The organism is Niveispirillum fermenti (assembly GCF_052474395.1).
In genome coordinates this window covers 813396-827959 of the sequence record NZ_CP156681.1, presented here as the reverse complement: position 1 = coordinate 827959, position 14564 = coordinate 813396, and the positions used below count along the sequence as shown (strand labels likewise).

The following is a 14564-nucleotide window of genomic DNA, read 5'->3' as shown; positions in this document are numbered from 1 at the left end:
GGCGGGCGGGAATGGGCCGCAGGCGGCCCGGGCTGATTGCCCGCACAGGCGCAAATTCGGATGACAGAACAGGTGTCCCGCGACCGGGACGGCTGTGGCAAGGATGATGGCAGATGGCGAACGGCTGGTCCGAAGGGTATATGGCGGAAACCAACTATACCCATGGCTTTTACCGGGAGCTGAGCCCGAGCCTGCTGGCCGTCGCGGCCCTTGCTGCCAACCAGACGGCCCCCGATCCGGCCAAGCCGCTGACCTATTGCGAGCTGGGCTGCGGACAGGGGGTCACGGTGAACCTGCTGGCCGCCGCCAACCCTGATATCCAGTTTTATGCCAATGATTTCAATCCGTCGCAGATCGCCGATGCCCAGGCGCTGGCGGCGGAGGCCGGTACGGCCAATATTCATTTCCTGAATGACAGCTTTGCCGAGATGGCGGCGCGCACGGACCTGCCGGATTTCGACATCATTGTCCTGCACGGCATCTATAGCTGGATCAGTGCCGAGAACCGGCGCCACATCGTGGCATTCATCGCCCGGCGGCTGAAGGTCGGCGGGCTGGTCTATATTTCCTACAACACCCTGCCGGGCTGGGCGGTGATGCTGCCCCTGCAGCGGCTGCTGATGGATCAGCCCCTGGGTGGCGATATACCGGTCCTGGCCCGGATCGAACAGGCGTTGAAGGCCGCGGAAACGCTGGCCGATGGCAATGCCCGATATTTCCAGGCCAATCCCGGTGTCGCCGCCCGGATGAAGCAGATCAGGACCCAGCCGCGCGCCTATGTCGCCCATGAATATTTCAATCGGCACTGGACCCCGATGTACCATGCGGACGTCGTGGAGGATTTGGCGGCGATCAAGCTGACCTGGATCGCGACGGCGCGTCCCCTCGACGGGATCGATAATCTGCAATTCACTACGGAGCAATTGGCTCTGCTGAACAATGTGGAGAACAGGACGCGGCGCGAGGGGCTGAAGGATTACATCCTGAACCAGCAATTCAGACGCGACCTGTTCGTGAAGGGGCCCATACCCCTTCATGGTCTCCGCAGCGAGACGATATGGCGGGAAACACCCTTCGTCCTGACGGTTGGCGAAGCCAGCCTGCGGGATCTGAAGATCGCGACCCCGATGGGTGAGTTGAGCGCCAGTTCTTCGATCTTCCCGCCCATCATCCGGCATCTGGCCACCGGTCCCGTCACGGCGGGGGAACTGGCGGCTGCGCTCCCCCAACTCTCCTTCGGACAGATCTGCCAGACCCTGACCATTCTCGCCTCTCAGGATAATGCGCATCCCTGCGTCGCGCCGGAAAAGGCTGCTGCGGCCAAGCCGCACACCGATCGTTTCAACCGGGCCGTGCTGGCGCGGGCCCGGTTCTCCGCCGATATCGGTGTGCTGGCCTCTCCCCTGACCGGGGGCGGCTTCCTGATGGATCAGATGACCCAGATGCTGTTCTCGGCCCATCTGGCGGGCGTTGACGCCGTGGCATCGGTCTGGAGCCATATGCGCGCAAGCAACCAGCGCTTCTCCCAGGACGGCCAGATGATCGTGGAGGAGGAGGCCAATATCGCCGAACTCCGCCGTCGCGACGCCACGTTCACGAATGAGACCTGGCCGGTCCTGAAAAGGCTTCAGATCGTCTGATACCAGCTTGTGATACCAGCTTGCGATGAGTGGAATTCACCGCAAAACGGTATGATATGCCCCCCGACGTCCTGGCCGTCGCCCGGCATCATACCCGGCGGAACAGGTCCAGCAACCGTCGGGCGGCGGCGCCCGGCGTGATCGCACCGGCGGCCGTTGCGGCTTCCAGCCCCGGCAATTCGGCGCGGACCGCCCCGTCCGCCTGGAACGCGGACAGCAGGTTCTCGCGGATCTCGTTCCACATCCAGGCCCGGGCCTGATCGGCGCGGCGGCGGTCGATATCGCCGCTGTCATCCAGGATGCGGCGATAATCGCCGATGCTGTCCCAGACCCCGTCGATACCGGCATTGTTCAACGCCGAACAGGACAGAACGGGCACCCGCCAACTGGCATTGGCCGGGCGCAGCAGGGCCAGCGCATGACGATACTCAGCCACGGCGTGGCGTGCGGCATTGGCCAGATCGCCATCGGCCTTGTTGACGACGATCATGTCGGCCAACTCGACAATGCCCTTCTTGATGCCCTGAAGCTCGTCCCCGCCCGCCGGCGGCAGCAGCAGCAGGAACAGGTCGACCATGTCGGCCACCGCTGTTTCCGACTGCCCCACGCCGACGGTTTCGATGATCACGACGCCGAAGCCGGCCGCCTCCACCAGCAGCATCGCCTCGCGCGTGCGCCGGGCCACGCCGCCCAGCGTGGCCCCGGCGGGTGACGGACGGATGAAGGCGCGGGTGTCGCGCGACAGCATCTCCATCCGGGTCTTGTCGCCCAGGATCGATCCGCCCGTGCGCTGGCTGGTCGGGTCGATGGCCAGCACGGCAACCTTGTGCCCCTGGCCGATGACATGCAGGCCGAACGCCTCGATGAAGGTCGATTTGCCGACACCGGGCACGCCGGAAATGCCCACCCGCACCCCCTTGCCGGTATGGGGCAGCACGGTGGCCAGCAAGGATTCCGCCTGGGCGCGGTGATCGGGCCGCGTGCTTTCCACCAGCGTGATGGCCTGTGCCAGGGCGCGGCGGTCGCCGGCCAGGACGCGGTCGGCCAGATCGGCAACGGGCAGGGCATCGGGCATCGGGGGCCTCCTGTCATCGGACGGGCGCCATGCGGCGGCGGGCGGGGCGCGTAATGTGGCGCGCCGCATCGGCCTAGTCAAATCGCATGGGGGATGCGGAACATGCATCCACCTTTGTACATGGCCGTCTGTGTGGGTTTTCCCGGCACAGCACCTGTGTTCTGCTGGGCAAGTCGCAAACCGTGCCGACGGATCGCCCCATGGTCATTTCCGCCGCCAGTACCAGCAGCAATGCCGCGATCGGCCCGGCCCGGCCCGTCGCGCTCCCGCCGCTGCGCCATTGGCTGGCCCGGCTGTTCCGCCGCCGGGTGCGGGCCTGCCCGCCGCTGGCCGGTGTCGCGGCCCGCATCAATGAACAGGTTTTGGCCGTCACATCCGTGAACGGGGCCGGTTTCAGCGTGCTGGGCTATCGCGGCCTGCTGAACCCGCAGGACCGGTTCAGCTTCACGCTGACCCTGGACGGGCTGGATATTGCCGGTGATGCGGTCGTTGCCTGGCGCCGGGATGGGCGCCGCGATGGCGGCATGGGCATCGCCTTCTACGGCCTGTCCGCGGCCGAACGCGGACGGCTTGCACAATGGCTGACCGGTCGGGATGGCTGAACGCCGTGGCGGCTGGCCGGCCCGGCACCGCCGTCATCGCCGATGATAGTGCCGTTCACGGCACCGCGGCGGCACGGCGCCGGTCGCGCGCGATGTCCAGGAACACATCCTCCAGATTGCCGCGCCCGTAGCGGGCCAGCAGGTCGGCCGGCGTGCCGCGGTCCACGATGCGCCCGCCCTTCATCATCAGCACCCGGTCGCACAGCCGCTCCACCTCCGCCATGTTGTGGCTGGCCAGCAGGATGGTGGCGCCCGTGCGCGCCCGGTAGCGTTCCAGGAAGCCGCGCACCCAGTCGGCCGTGTCCGGGTCCAGGCTGGCCGTCGGCTCGTCCAGCAGCAGCAATTCCGGATCGTTCAGCAGCGCCTTGGCCAGGGCCACGCGCGTCTTCTGCCCCGCCGACAGGTTGCCGGACGGGCGCGACAGGATGGACACCAGGTCCAGTTCCTCCGCCATGCGGCCGATCCGCTGCTTCAGGCCCGTCAGCCCGTACAGATGACCATAGACGGTCAGGTTCTCCCGCACGGTCAGCCGGTGGGGCAGATCGACATAGGGGCTGGAAAAGTTCATCCGCGGCAGCACGCGATACCGTTCCGTCAGCATGTCATGGCCCAGCACCCGGACGATCCCGTCCGACGGCAGCAGCAGGCCCAGCAGGATGGAGATGGTGGTCGTCTTGCCGGCGCCGTTGCCGCCCAGCAGCGCGACCGTGCTGCCTGCCGGCACATCGAAACTGATGGCGTCCAGGGCTTTATGGGCGTCGAACCTTTTGGTCAGGCCTTCGACATGGATGGCGGGAACGGCGGAACGGTCATCGGGCGGCATGGAACGTCGTATGGCCTTCTGGCGGGCGGGAACGTAGAGTGCGGGGCCCCGTCTTGGTGGTTACCGGTTGAGCATGGGATATAGGGATGAGCGAGGCAATCACCAACAGCACAACGCCCCGGCCGGCCCCGCATCTGGCCGCGTCGGAAGGCCGCGTCAGCGCCCGGACCCTGATCACCATCCGCTGGATCGCGGTGGCGGGCCAGTTCGCGACCCTGACCACGGTCATGACCCTGTTCGAGTTCGACCTGCGGCTGGTGCATGCCCTGGCGGGGGTCGCGGTGTCGGTCCTGATCAATCTGCATGCTGCCCGGCGGCTGGCGGCCCATCCCTTCCTGGGCGACCGCGAGGCGGTGCTCTACCTTGCCTATGACATGGTGCAACTGGCCGTCCTGCTCTATCTGACGGGCGGGCTGGACAATCCGTTCGCGGTGCTGATGCTGGCACCGCTGACCGTGGCGGCCAGCACGCTGGGCCGCAATGCCGTCATCCTGCTGACGGCGCTGGCCGTGGCCTGCTTCACGGGGCTGGCGCTGGCCGCCTTGCCGCTGCCCTGGCCGGGGGCGGAGCCGGCGGGGCTGCCGGCGCTCTACCGGTTCGGGGTATGGGCGGCGCTGACCCTGTCGGCGGGCTTCATCGCCGCCTATCTCTATCAGGTGGCCGACGGTGCCCGCCGCCTGTCGGCCGCACTCAACGCCAGCCAGGATGCGCTGGCCCGGGCGCAGCGTGTTTCGGCGGTGGGCGCGCTGGCCGCCGCCGCCGCGCACGAACTGGGCAGCCCGCTGGGCACCATCGCCGTGGTGGCCAAGGAACTGGCCCGCGACATTCCGTCCGACAGCCCCATCGCGGAGGATGTGGCCCTGCTGCAAAGCCAGGTCGCCCGTTGCCGCGACATCCTGGCCGAATTGTCGCGGCGGCCGGGCGATCGGGGCGGGGCGGAACCCATCGTGCCGCTGGCCGCGCTGATCGAAACGACGGCCAGCCCCTATGCCCGCCACGGCATCGATCTGGTCATCGATACAGTGGGGGAACCGGAAGACGGGGCCCCCCAGGTGCAGTCGGTGCCGGAAATGGTGCATGGGCTGGCCAATATCCTTCAGAACGCCATGCAGTTCGCCGCGTCCCGCGTGACGGTCACGGCCGATTGGGCGCCGCCGGGCCTGACGCTCACGGTGCGCGACGATGGGCCGGGATATCCGCCCACGCTGGTCGGCCGGCTGGGCGAACCCTATGTCAGCGGGCGCAATCCCCAGGCGCGCGAAGCGGCCGGGAACATGGGGCTGGGCCTGTTCATCGCGCAGACCCTGCTTGAACGTTCCGGGGCCACGGTCCGATACGCCAATGGCAAGTCGGGCGGCGCCGTGGTAGCCATCCGCTGGAAACATCCTACATTCACCGTGTAGAAACCTTTGCTGATCTAGAAGAGCCCAACCGAAAAAGGGGGGACCCCGTGATGACGGACCAATCGCTGGAAACGGCGGAGCAGCCGAAGCTGACCTTCACCGGCGATGCCTCGCGCAGCCTGCTGATCGTCGATGACGACGCGCCCTTCCGCACCCGCCTGGCCCGGGCCATGGAACGGCGTGGCTTCGATGTGGTGGCCGTGGATGGCGTGCATCTGGGGATCGAGGTGGCGCATGAAAGCGCACCGCGCTTCGCCGTCGTGGATCTGCGCCTGGGCGACGGCTCGGGCCTGGACGTGGTCAAGGCCCTGCGCGATGCCCGGCCCGATGCCCGCGTCGTCATGCTGACCGGCTATGGCAATATCGCCACGGCCGTGGCCGCCGTGAAGTTCGGCGCCGTGGATTACCTGCCCAAGCCCGCCGATGCCGATGCCGTGGAAGCGGCCCTGCTGACCGATGGTCCCCTGCCCCCGCCGCCGGAAAGCCCGATGTCGGCCGACCGCGTCCGCTGGGAGCATATCCAGCGCGTTTTCGAACAATGCGACCGCAACGTGTCCGAAACGGCCCGCCGTCTGAAGATGCATCGCCGCACCCTGCAGCGCATCTTGAACAAGCACGCGCCCAAGGCCTGATACCGCCCTGCGATCCGTCCCGTTCATCGCGGTCCGGTCGGGCAGGGTGGCGCCTGATAGGTGGGCGACCGCCGGTCCGCACATAAAAAAAGCCCCGGCGAAAGCCGGGGCCACGAAGGTCAGGGAGGAGAAGCAGGGAGCTCGTATACCGGTAACGGCTGACGTGCCGTGCCGTTCCCGACATCTCCATGAAACCCCTCAAAAATGTTCGCGATTGGACCCGTGCGGGGACAAACGAAGACAATATGGCGGCCCCGCGCCGTATCGCCGCCATATTTCCGCCGGCTGTGGACGGGGGGCGCCCGGCCAAACGGGGCGTCATACTGCGTTGCGGTGACCAGAACCTGTTGGCTCTGATCACCGCCCTCAAATGCCGGCGCCAACATCCGTTGGCTTGGGCACGCCGCACGAGCGGTGCTGTGGCGGTCGCCGCCGGACCAATTTGCGATGCGTTCCACTTACCGCAATCTGGTATCATTCCCCGCGCAACAGGCGCCGGATGGCCCGGGCCAGCATCTCATACGGGTCTTCGCCCCGGTCACGGGCCGCGCGCTTCACCTGGTCCTGAAAGCCGCGGTCGGCCGCCTGGCGCCGCATCCGCTCCACTTCCGCCTGCCGGATGCGCCCGTCCAGTTCACCGGCGGCCGGCGGTACGGGCGATGCTGCCGGCGGCTGTCGTGAAGGGGGGCGGCGGACGGCCATGCGGGTGTCCCCCTATCCACCCTCATTCCCCGACATAGGTCGTGCCGGAACCGGTATTGCGCACATTGGCCTGGCCCTGATGTCGGGCGATATAGACATTGCCGGATCCGCTGGCCGAAATGCGGGGATCGTGCGCCGTGCCGTTGAACTCGAACTTGCCGGACCCGGTCAGGGTAAGCTGCAGGGGTTCGGCATCACCCTCCCCGATGCTGACGCGGCCGGCGCCGGGGAAATCCGCCTTCACGGCCCCGTTGACGCGGCCGATATCGATTTCTGCCTGGCCCGGCAGCGACAGGGTCAGCCCGTCATTGACCCGGCCCAGCGACACGGTGCCACGGCCCCGCACCTCGATCTGTGCGGTTTCCACCCGTTCCACCGACAATTCGCCCATGCCGGAAACGCCGAACCGCAACGGCCCGTCAACGCGCTGCACGGAAACCGATCCCCGTTCCTGGATATCGACCGACAGGGCATCGACCCGCTCGGCCGAAATGTCGCCGCGCTTCAACTGCACGGTCAGCTTGCCGCCCGACCGGCCGCCGACATTCAAGTCACCGGTCAGGCCGACCACGGTCAGGTCCCCCTTGTCCGGCATGGTCAGGTTGATTTCCGCCGGCCGGCCACCCTCGATCGCCCGTACCGTCAGCACCCCGTCGCGGACCTCGGCATTCATGCCGCCGCCTTCCACCTCCAGCCTGACCTTGCTGGCACGGCTGGACCGTTCGACGGTGATGTTGCCGGTGATGTTGGCGAACTGCACGCCCTTTGGCGCGTCGAAGCTTTGCAGGAAGCTGCCGCCTTCCGGGTCGCTGTTGATGTTCACGCCGGTGCCGCCACCCGCACCGGATGCGGCGCCGGACGCGGCGGCGACCCCCATTTCAGCGATGCGCAGGGCGCCCTGGGCGATGGCCGGCATCTCCCGCCCCTCGGCCTGAAGGCGCTCGCGCGCCTCGGCCAGGCCGCGCTGGGCTTCCGCCAGCCCTTGCTGTGCGGCGCGCAGCGCCTCCATGCGCGTGGCATCCATATCGACGCCGCGCATGGCCTCCTGCACGGCCCGCTCGATCTCCGCCGGATCCACATTCGCCCGCACATCGGGGCTGCGCGGGGCGGCCGGCATCGGGGGCAAAGGGGGCATCGGCGGAGCGGGCGGTATCGGGGCGACGATCCGGAAAGGCGAGTTGCCCTTGTCACCCGCGTCGCCGGCCAGCACGCTCCACCCCATGACGCCCAAGGCGACCAGGATGGCGGCGATGCCGCCCGCCGGTATGCCCGGGGTAAGGCGCGGCCGGCCTGAAGGGCTGGGCGGCGGGTTGCTGGACAGGGTGCCATCCATGGGTCGCTTCCTGTGTCTCATCGCTTCCGGTATCTCGCCTTGGGACTATGCGGCTGCCCGGTGCCCCCTGTCCGCCGCATTTGCAGGGGGGTTACAAATTTCCGCGCGCTGTAACCGATGATAGCGCGCCTGTTACCGTCGCTTAACTCTTCATACGCCAGCCCGATGCATAAAGCCGTGTCGCCAGCGCATAGAGCAGCACGATGCTGGCCAGAAGGAACAGGGCCGACAGGGCGGGGGATTGTGACGCGGCCCCCAGCATGCCGTGCCGGAACCCCTCCATGGCGTGATAGATGGGGTTCAGCTTCACGATCGTGGCCAGCAGGGGCGGCATGGCGTCCACCGGCGCGAACAGGCCCGACAGGAAGGAGAGCGGCGTGAACAGGAAGGTGAAATAGGCCGAGATATGGTCCCATTTCGTGCTGGCCAGCCCGCACAGAAGACCGCACAGCGCCATGAACAGCGCCCCCGCCAGGGCGAAACCCAGGGCCATCAGCGGATGCTCCACCGGCAGCGGCCAGAACAGCAGGGAAGCGAGCCAGACCACCAGCCCGCTGCCCATGCCCGCCACCACACCGGCCAGCAGATAGGCCGGCACCGTTTCCCGCGCGCCGATGGGGGCCATCAGCTCGTCGATGATATGGCCTTCGATCTTGCTGTATAGCAGCATGAAGCCGCCATTTTCCGCCGCGCGCAGCAGGATGGACAGCATGATCAGGCCCGGCACCAGATAGGTCAGCACGGCATCGCCATGCGGCGTGCCCCGCTGCGGTCCCAGCCCGAACAGGAAGCAGACGAAATAGATCATGGCCATCAACGCCGGCGCGATCAGGAAGGCGGCGGCCATCTTGACCATGCGCCGCAGTTCCCGCTGGCATAATGTGGCGAAGGCGACCCAGTGGAATGGCGGCACCCGCCGGTCGATGCCGGCATTGAAGGCCCCGGCCGGGCGGTGGCCCTGATCCATCGACATGAAAGGCGCGCTCCTGGTCCGGTTGCGGCCGTCAGGCCTTCAGCTTGTATCCGCGGGCGATCATGCGCCAGGCGACAAGGCCCAGCAGCAGGTTGATGCCCAGCATCACCAGGATGCCCGTGCCCAGCGTGCCGTCCGTCTGGCCGATGAAGCCATAGCGGAACCCGTCGATGAAATAGAAGAACGGGTTCAGATGGGCGATGAAACGGAAGGTCGGTGGCACGCTTTCGATGGAATAGAAGGTGCCCGACAGAAACGACAGGGGCGTGACGATGAAATTCGTCACCACGGCCATATGGTCGAACTTGTCGGCCCAGATGCCGCCGATCAGGCCCAGCAGCGCCAGCAACGAGGCGGCGGCCACGCCATGGAACAGGATGAACCCGATCGAATGCACCGTCAGCGGCACGAACAGCGTGATGGCCAGCGCCGTCACCAGCCCCACCATGGCCCCGCGCACCACCCCGCCGATGACATAGGCCGCCGTCAGTTCCAGGGCCGAAATGGGCGGCATCAGCACATCGACGATGTTGCCCTGCACCTTCGACACCAGGACGGAGGAGGAGGAATTGGCGAAGGCGTTCTGCGCAATGGCCATCATGATCAGGCCCGGCGCCAGGAACAGCAGGAAGGGCACATCCCCCACCGTCCGCACCACGCCCCCCAGGGCCAGTGCGAACACGGCATAGAACAGCAGCGTGGTGACCACCGGTGCCGCCACGGTCTGGACCCAGACCTTCAGGAACCGGTGGATTTCCTTGCGGATCAGCGTGGCTAGGCCGATCCAGTTGACGGCGCCGACATGGCGGGGCATGGGGATTGTCGGTTGCGACATGGGACGGTCGGAACTTTCGTGTCGGATCGCGGGCCGGGAACCGGCAGCGTTTCGGGGGACAGTATACGGGCAGCACGCCGTCGGCAACGCTACCCCGTTCAGCAGGGGCATGGCAGTGACGGACGACACGCGCAAGACGGCCGGCGGTCAGAAGGTGAAACGGGTGACCCCGGCCTATCTGGACCGGGCTGCCCTGCATTACCTGGAACGGTTCGCCAGTTCCGCCGCCAATCTGCGCCGTGTGCTGTTGCGCCGGGTCGATGCGTCGGCCCGTGCGCATGGCACCGACCCGGCAGAGGGCCGGGAATGGGTGGAGGCGCTGATCACCCGTTACCAGTCCAGCGGCCTGCTCAACGATACGCTCTATGCGGAGATGAAGGCATCCGGTCTGCAGCGCCGCGGCGGGTCCACCCGCACGATCCGGCAGAAGCTGCTGGCCCGGGGGCTGGCGGAGGAACAGGTCACTGCCGCCCTGTCCGGCCTGGAAGGATCGCAGGACGGGCAGGCCGATCTGATGGCCGCCATCGCCTATGCCCGCCGTCGCCGGCTGGGCGCCTTCCGGCCCGACCGCGACGGCACGGGCACCGCACGGGAAGACCGCCGCAACAAGGATGTCGCGGCCATGGCCCGGGCGGGATTCGATCTGGAAACGGCGCGGCGTGTCATCGACGCCGATGATCCGGAAGGGCTGGCACCCTGACGGGCGGCGCCCTGTCACCGGCCGCCTGTCTCAGCAGACCGGTTTCAGCAGCGGTTTCACAGTGATGGTTTCACAGTGAAGGTTTCACAGTGATGGTTTCACAATGGCGGTTTCAGGGAAGGGCGGGGGCTCATGCCCCCCAATAGCGCACCTTGCCCGTATCGACATGCACGAAGCCGGATTTCGAATAGATGCCGACGCCACCCAGGCGCAGGCCCGCGGCTTCCTGCCGGATGCGGGCCAGCTGCCGGCCCGGCATGGTGATGTCGATGGCCTTGCCGACCATGTGCAGGCTCTTGGTCGCCACCCCGTCGGACTTCGACGCCAGCATGGCGTTGGTCTTGGGGCAGCGATAGCCGGAAATGACATGGAACGGGTCGTCGCTGCGCAGCCGCTGGCGCAACTGGAACAGCAGGTCCATCAGCTTGGGGTCCATCGTCCCAACCTCGCCCGTGCGCCAGTCCCGCAGCATCTGGTTGATGTCGGACAGGGCGCCCTTGTCATAGGTGCCGTTGGCGTAATAGGTGACCCGCAGCTTCTCCTTCGTGTGCAGCGACATGAAGGACAGGGACCGGCGCGCGGCATTGACCGACGCGGCGTCGGCGGGGCTGGTCAGGATGGTGGGGGCCGCGATGGCCGCTCCGGCGCCCAGGAAAAGACCCCCCAGGCCGCGCAGGAAACCGCGCCGGCCGGACATCTCGTTCAGGGCGAGGGGGTCACTGTGAGAGGGAGCTGTTCCGGCGGCGGATGAAAGGTCCGCACCGCTTTCGATGGTCAGGTCGCCAGTGGGTCGGTCGCCAATGGGTCGGTCGGTCTTCAGCGGCCGTGCCACCATGCCCCCAATCTCCTCAAACGCTGGACGGCACCCCCTGCGTCCGTTGCGCCGGGGACACTCTCTTTCGCAATGTCATCGAATGTTCCCGCGCCACAAGCAGGACACAATTGCACTCATGGCAGAACAGCCGGACCGGTGCAAGGGGGAAATGCCCGGTCCGGCCGGTGGTTCAAAGGGGATCGGCCGGGGTCTGGCCCGGTGCCGATCCGCCGGGCGCCATGCGGGCCTCGGCCTCCACAGCGTCCCATTTCACCTGGGAAGCGCGCATCGCGGTGGCCAGCTTGCGATCGCGGCCATAGATGTCGGAGCGGAAATGGGTGCTTCCATCGTCGGCAACGAAGGCTGTGACATATGAGATATGGATGGGGATCGGCTGCTTCAGGCGCACCACCGTGCGCTGGCCGCTGGCCAGGGCGGTATCCAGCCGGGCGCGGGGCCAGTCGACCGTGCCGGTCAGCCGCAGTATGGTTTCCGCCACGTCGAACGGATGCTCCACCCGGATGCAGCCATGGCTGAAACTGCGGCTGGCGCGGTTGAACAGGCTCTTGGCCGGCGTGTCGTGCAGATAGACGTCGAACTGGTTGGGGAACATCATCTTGATGCGCCCCAGGCTGTTATGGTCGCCGGGTTTCTGTCGCACGCGGTAAGGCAGGCTGGTCATATGGGCCCAGTCCAGCGAGGCGGGATTGATGGGTACGGCCGTTTCCGACCAGTCGGACAGCAGCTCGTACCCGTGCGCGGCAAGATAGGAGGGGTCGCGCCTGGCCTTGGGGAATATCTCCTTGCGCACGATGCTGCTCGGCACGTGCCAGTAGGGATTGACCTCCAGATAGCTCATGTTGCGGGAAAAGACCGGCGTGCGGGTCGAACTGGCCCCCACCACGACCCTGGCCTCGTGGACCACATTGCCCTGGTCGAAGATGGACAGGTGGAAGGCGGCCAGATTGACCAGGATATAGGCCCGGCCCATATCCACGGGCATCCAGCGCCAGCGTTCCATGTTCAGCGCGATCTGGGCCACCCGCTGGTCGGCCGTGATGTTCAGCGCCAGCAGGGTCTGCCGGCCCAGCACCCCGTCGGGCTCGAGCCCGTGACGCTGCTGAAAGCGCTTCAGGGCCGCCACCGTGGCATCATCGAAGAAATCGGCATCGGCCGGAACCGGGGCGCCGGCCGGCAACTCGCCCGTGACGCGCAGCCGGGCCCTGAGGGCCGGCAGGCGCGGATCGCTGTTGCCGGGCTTCAGCGAGGCATCGGCCGGGGGCACGGGCTTCCAGCCGCCCGCGGCGGCCAGTTCGCGATAATGCTGCAGGGCGGTTTTCAGCCGCTGATACTCGGCCCGGCGCGGGGGCAGGCCCGCCAGTTCCGCAGCGGGGTCCTCCACCCCGGTCAGCCGGTTCAGCAGGGCCAGCGGGTCGATCTCGCGCTTTTCGACGTAAAGCTCGCTGTCAATCGACATGGGCGCCAGCCGGCCCGTGGCCAGGTCGCGGCCGTAATCCAGCGCGCCGTGCGACAGGAGCACTTCCAGTTCGGCCAGCGCATCGGGGCTGTCGCCGCGCTCCATCAGGTTGCGGATACGGGCCACACCGTAATCGGCGGGGTTCAACCCTTCCGAGGGCGCCTTCTGCAGCGCGACCAGCAGCAGGCCGGCACGGGCCGTGGGCCGGCCCTCCTCGATCCAGGCGGGCCTGTACTGGCGCTGTTCATAGAAGCGGTCCAGCGTCAGCAGGTCCTGGCTGTCGCGGTCGGTTTCCGGCGTGCCGATACCGCCGGTCAGCCTTTGCTGCAGGGCCTGGGTGAAATCCCTGGCGCCAACGGGGGCCGGGCTGGAAAAGGACAGCAGGACGGCCAGCAGCCCGGCCCCGACACAACGCCATGCAACAGAACGCACCCTCATCTCCGCCGGCTGTTCCGCAATCGCAACAGCCTAGCATCGGTGGGGCTGGTTGGTACAGGTGACCGTCCGGCCAAGCCGGTACTACGCCCGATGGCCGCCCCCGATGATCAACCCGTCGGCGGGTGATCATCGGGGGCGGCCATCGGGGGCAGCGGTTGATCACCGTGTCGGGCGCGGGGTCGGGCCGGAATAATCGTAGAAGCCACGGCCGACCTTGCGGCCCAGCCAGCCCGCCTCGACATATTTCACCATCAGCGGGCAGGGGCGGTACTTGCTGTCGGCCAGCCCTTCATAAAGGACCTGCATGATGGACAGGCAGGTGTCCAGGCCGATGAAGTCGGCCAGTTCCAGCGGGCCCATGGGATGATTGGCGCCCAGCTTCATGGCCGTGTCGATGGCCTCCACCCCGCCCACGCCCTCGTAAAGGGTATAGACGGCTTCGTTGATCATCGGCAGCAGGATGCGGTTGACGATGAAGGCCGGAAAATCCTCCGCGATGGCGGCCGTCTTGCCCAGCTTGACCGTCAGCGCCTTGATGGACTGGAAGGTCTCGTCATCGGTGGCGATGCCGCGGATGATCTCCACCAGCTGCATCACCGGCACCGGGTTCATGAAATGCATGCCGATGAACCTGGCCGGCCGGTCGGTGGCGGCGGCCAGACGGGTGATGGAAATGGAACTGGTGTTGGTGGCGATGATGGCCGTGGGCGACAGGTTCGGCACCAGCGCCTTCAGGATCATGCGCTTGACCTCTTCGGCCTCCGTCGCCGCCTCGATCACCAGATCGCTGTCATGGAAGACGGACAGGTCCGTGCCCGTGACGATGCGGGCGAGTGCGGCATCCTTGTCCGCTTCGGACAGCTTGCCCTTGGCGACCTGCCGGTCGAGGTTCCGGGCGATGCCGGCCACCGATTTGGTGAGCTGTTCGGCATTGATGTCCGACAGGACGACCGACAGGCCGGCCACGGCGCATACCTGCACGATGCCGCTGCCCATCTGACCGGCCCCGATCACGCCCACTTTCTCGATCATCGCAAGTCCCCATGAAGGGTTGGAAGCCAGAAGAACCCCCCATGCGCGGGGGGATAGTCCAATGTCGCACGGGCCGGACCCGACC

General features: G+C 67.0%; 14 protein-coding genes. 5 read left to right on the top strand and 9 right to left on the bottom strand.

The features are described 5' to 3' along the window. Positions 1–113 precede the first annotated feature (113 nt). Positions 114–1640 (top strand): class I SAM-dependent methyltransferase, encoded by a 1527-nt coding sequence (locus ABC728_RS15290; RefSeq protein ID WP_416620940.1) that lies wholly within the window; start codon positions 114–116, stop codon positions 1638–1640. A gap of 88 nt (positions 1641–1728) precedes the next feature. Here ABC728_RS15290 and meaB read toward each other — a convergent pair whose 3' ends face one another. Further along, positions 1729–2715 (bottom strand): methylmalonyl Co-A mutase-associated GTPase MeaB, encoded by a 987-nt coding sequence (gene meaB / locus ABC728_RS15285; RefSeq protein ID WP_416620939.1) that lies wholly within the window; start codon positions 2713–2715, stop codon positions 1729–1731. 200 nt (positions 2716–2915) lie between these two features. Between meaB and ABC728_RS15280 the strand changes: the two genes are divergently transcribed. Continuing rightward, a complete protein-coding gene (locus ABC728_RS15280) occupies positions 2916–3317 on the top strand; it encodes a PilZ domain-containing protein (protein WP_416620938.1) in 402 nt (133 codons plus the stop codon). A gap of 55 nt (positions 3318–3372) precedes the next feature. Here the strand turns inward: ABC728_RS15280 and ABC728_RS15275 are convergent, their stop codons facing one another. After that, positions 3373–4140 (bottom strand): ABC transporter ATP-binding protein, encoded by a 768-nt coding sequence (locus ABC728_RS15275; RefSeq protein WP_416620937.1) that lies wholly within the window; start codon positions 4138–4140, stop codon positions 3373–3375. 86 nt (positions 4141–4226) lie between these two features. Between ABC728_RS15275 and ABC728_RS15270 the strand changes: the two genes are divergently transcribed. Both ABC728_RS15270 and ABC728_RS15265 read left to right on the top strand, forming a co-directional pair. Beyond that, positions 4227–5543 carry an ActS/PrrB/RegB family redox-sensitive histidine kinase gene (locus ABC728_RS15270; RefSeq protein WP_416620936.1) on the top strand — a complete coding sequence of 439 codons (1317 nt, stop codon included), beginning with the start codon at positions 4227–4229 and terminating at the stop codon, positions 5541–5543. Between the two features lie 50 nt (positions 5544–5593). Further along, entirely contained in the window at positions 5594–6175 is a 582-nt protein-coding gene (locus ABC728_RS15265; protein WP_416620935.1) for an ActR/PrrA/RegA family redox response regulator transcription factor, read from the top strand. A 474-nt stretch (positions 6176–6649) separates the two neighbouring features. Here the strand turns inward: ABC728_RS15265 and ABC728_RS15260 are convergent, their stop codons facing one another. The 4 genes from ABC728_RS15260 to ABC728_RS15245 form a co-directional block, all read right to left on the bottom strand. Continuing rightward, positions 6650–6877, bottom strand: a complete 228-nt coding sequence (locus ABC728_RS15260; protein WP_416620934.1) for a hypothetical protein — start codon at positions 6875–6877, stop codon at positions 6650–6652. Between the two features lie 22 nt (positions 6878–6899). Continuing rightward, positions 6900–8210, bottom strand: coding sequence for a GIN domain-containing protein (locus ABC728_RS15255; RefSeq protein ID WP_416620933.1), 1311 nt, complete (start codon positions 8208–8210; stop codon positions 6900–6902). Positions 8211–8352: 142 nt separating this feature from the next. Then, positions 8353–9183, bottom strand: coding sequence for an ABC transporter permease (locus ABC728_RS15250; RefSeq protein ID WP_416620932.1), 831 nt, complete (start codon positions 9181–9183; stop codon positions 8353–8355). Positions 9184–9214: 31 nt separating this feature from the next. Then, complete coding sequence (locus ABC728_RS15245) at positions 9215–10018, bottom strand: ABC transporter permease (protein ID WP_416620931.1); 804 nt, start codon at positions 10016–10018, stop codon at positions 9215–9217. A 115-nt stretch (positions 10019–10133) separates the two neighbouring features. Between ABC728_RS15245 and ABC728_RS15240 the strand changes: the two genes are divergently transcribed. Further along, complete coding sequence (locus ABC728_RS15240; RefSeq protein WP_416620930.1) at positions 10134–10718, top strand: regulatory protein RecX; 585 nt, start codon at positions 10134–10136, stop codon at positions 10716–10718. A gap of 130 nt (positions 10719–10848) precedes the next feature. On the opposite strand, the gene ABC728_RS15235 is transcribed toward ABC728_RS15240, so the two are convergent. From ABC728_RS15235 to ABC728_RS15225, 3 genes are all read right to left on the bottom strand, one after another. Next, complete coding sequence (locus tag ABC728_RS15235) at positions 10849–11553, bottom strand: YcbK family protein (protein ID WP_416620929.1); 705 nt, start codon at positions 11551–11553, stop codon at positions 10849–10851. 169 nt (positions 11554–11722) lie between these two features. Further along, complete coding sequence (locus tag ABC728_RS15230) at positions 11723–13441, bottom strand: L,D-transpeptidase family protein (protein ID WP_416620928.1); 1719 nt, start codon at positions 13439–13441, stop codon at positions 11723–11725. A gap of 165 nt (positions 13442–13606) precedes the next feature. Beyond that, positions 13607–14479, bottom strand: a complete 873-nt coding sequence (locus tag ABC728_RS15225; protein ID WP_416620927.1) for a 3-hydroxybutyryl-CoA dehydrogenase — start codon at positions 14477–14479, stop codon at positions 13607–13609. Positions 14480–14564: the final 85 nt, after the last annotated feature.

Bases quoted from the DNA above. Each gene is read 5' to 3' on its own strand.
- ABC728_RS15250 (WP_416620932.1), bottom strand. From the start codon at position 9,183: ATGTCGATGGATCAGGGCCACCGCCCGGCCGGGGCCTTCAATGCCGGC.
- meaB (WP_416620939.1), bottom strand. From the start codon at position 2,715: ATGCCCGATGCCCTGCCCGTTGCCGATCTGGCCGACCGCGTCCTGGCC.
- ABC728_RS15260 (WP_416620934.1), bottom strand. From the start codon at position 6,877: ATGGCCGTCCGCCGCCCCCCTTCACGACAGCCGCCGGCAGCATCGCCC.
- ABC728_RS15270 (WP_416620936.1), top strand. From the start codon at position 4,227: ATGAGCGAGGCAATCACCAACAGCACAACGCCCCGGCCGGCCCCGCAT.
- ABC728_RS15225 (WP_416620927.1), bottom strand. From the start codon at position 14,479: ATGATCGAGAAAGTGGGCGTGATCGGGGCCGGTCAGATGGGCAGCGGC.
- ABC728_RS15275 (WP_416620937.1), bottom strand. From the start codon at position 4,140: ATGCCGCCCGATGACCGTTCCGCCGTTCCCGCCATCCATGTCGAAGGC.
- ABC728_RS15245 (WP_416620931.1), bottom strand. From the start codon at position 10,018: ATGTCGCAACCGACAATCCCCATGCCCCGCCATGTCGGCGCCGTCAAC.
- ABC728_RS15280 (WP_416620938.1), top strand. From the start codon at position 2,916: ATGGTCATTTCCGCCGCCAGTACCAGCAGCAATGCCGCGATCGGCCCG.
- ABC728_RS15255 (WP_416620933.1), bottom strand. From the start codon at position 8,210: ATGGATGGCACCCTGTCCAGCAACCCGCCGCCCAGCCCTTCAGGCCGG.
- ABC728_RS15290 (WP_416620940.1), top strand. From the start codon at position 114: ATGGCGAACGGCTGGTCCGAAGGGTATATGGCGGAAACCAACTATACC.
- ABC728_RS15235 (WP_416620929.1), bottom strand. From the start codon at position 11,553: ATGGTGGCACGGCCGCTGAAGACCGACCGACCCATTGGCGACCGACCC.
- ABC728_RS15265 (WP_416620935.1), top strand. From the start codon at position 5,594: ATGACGGACCAATCGCTGGAAACGGCGGAGCAGCCGAAGCTGACCTTC.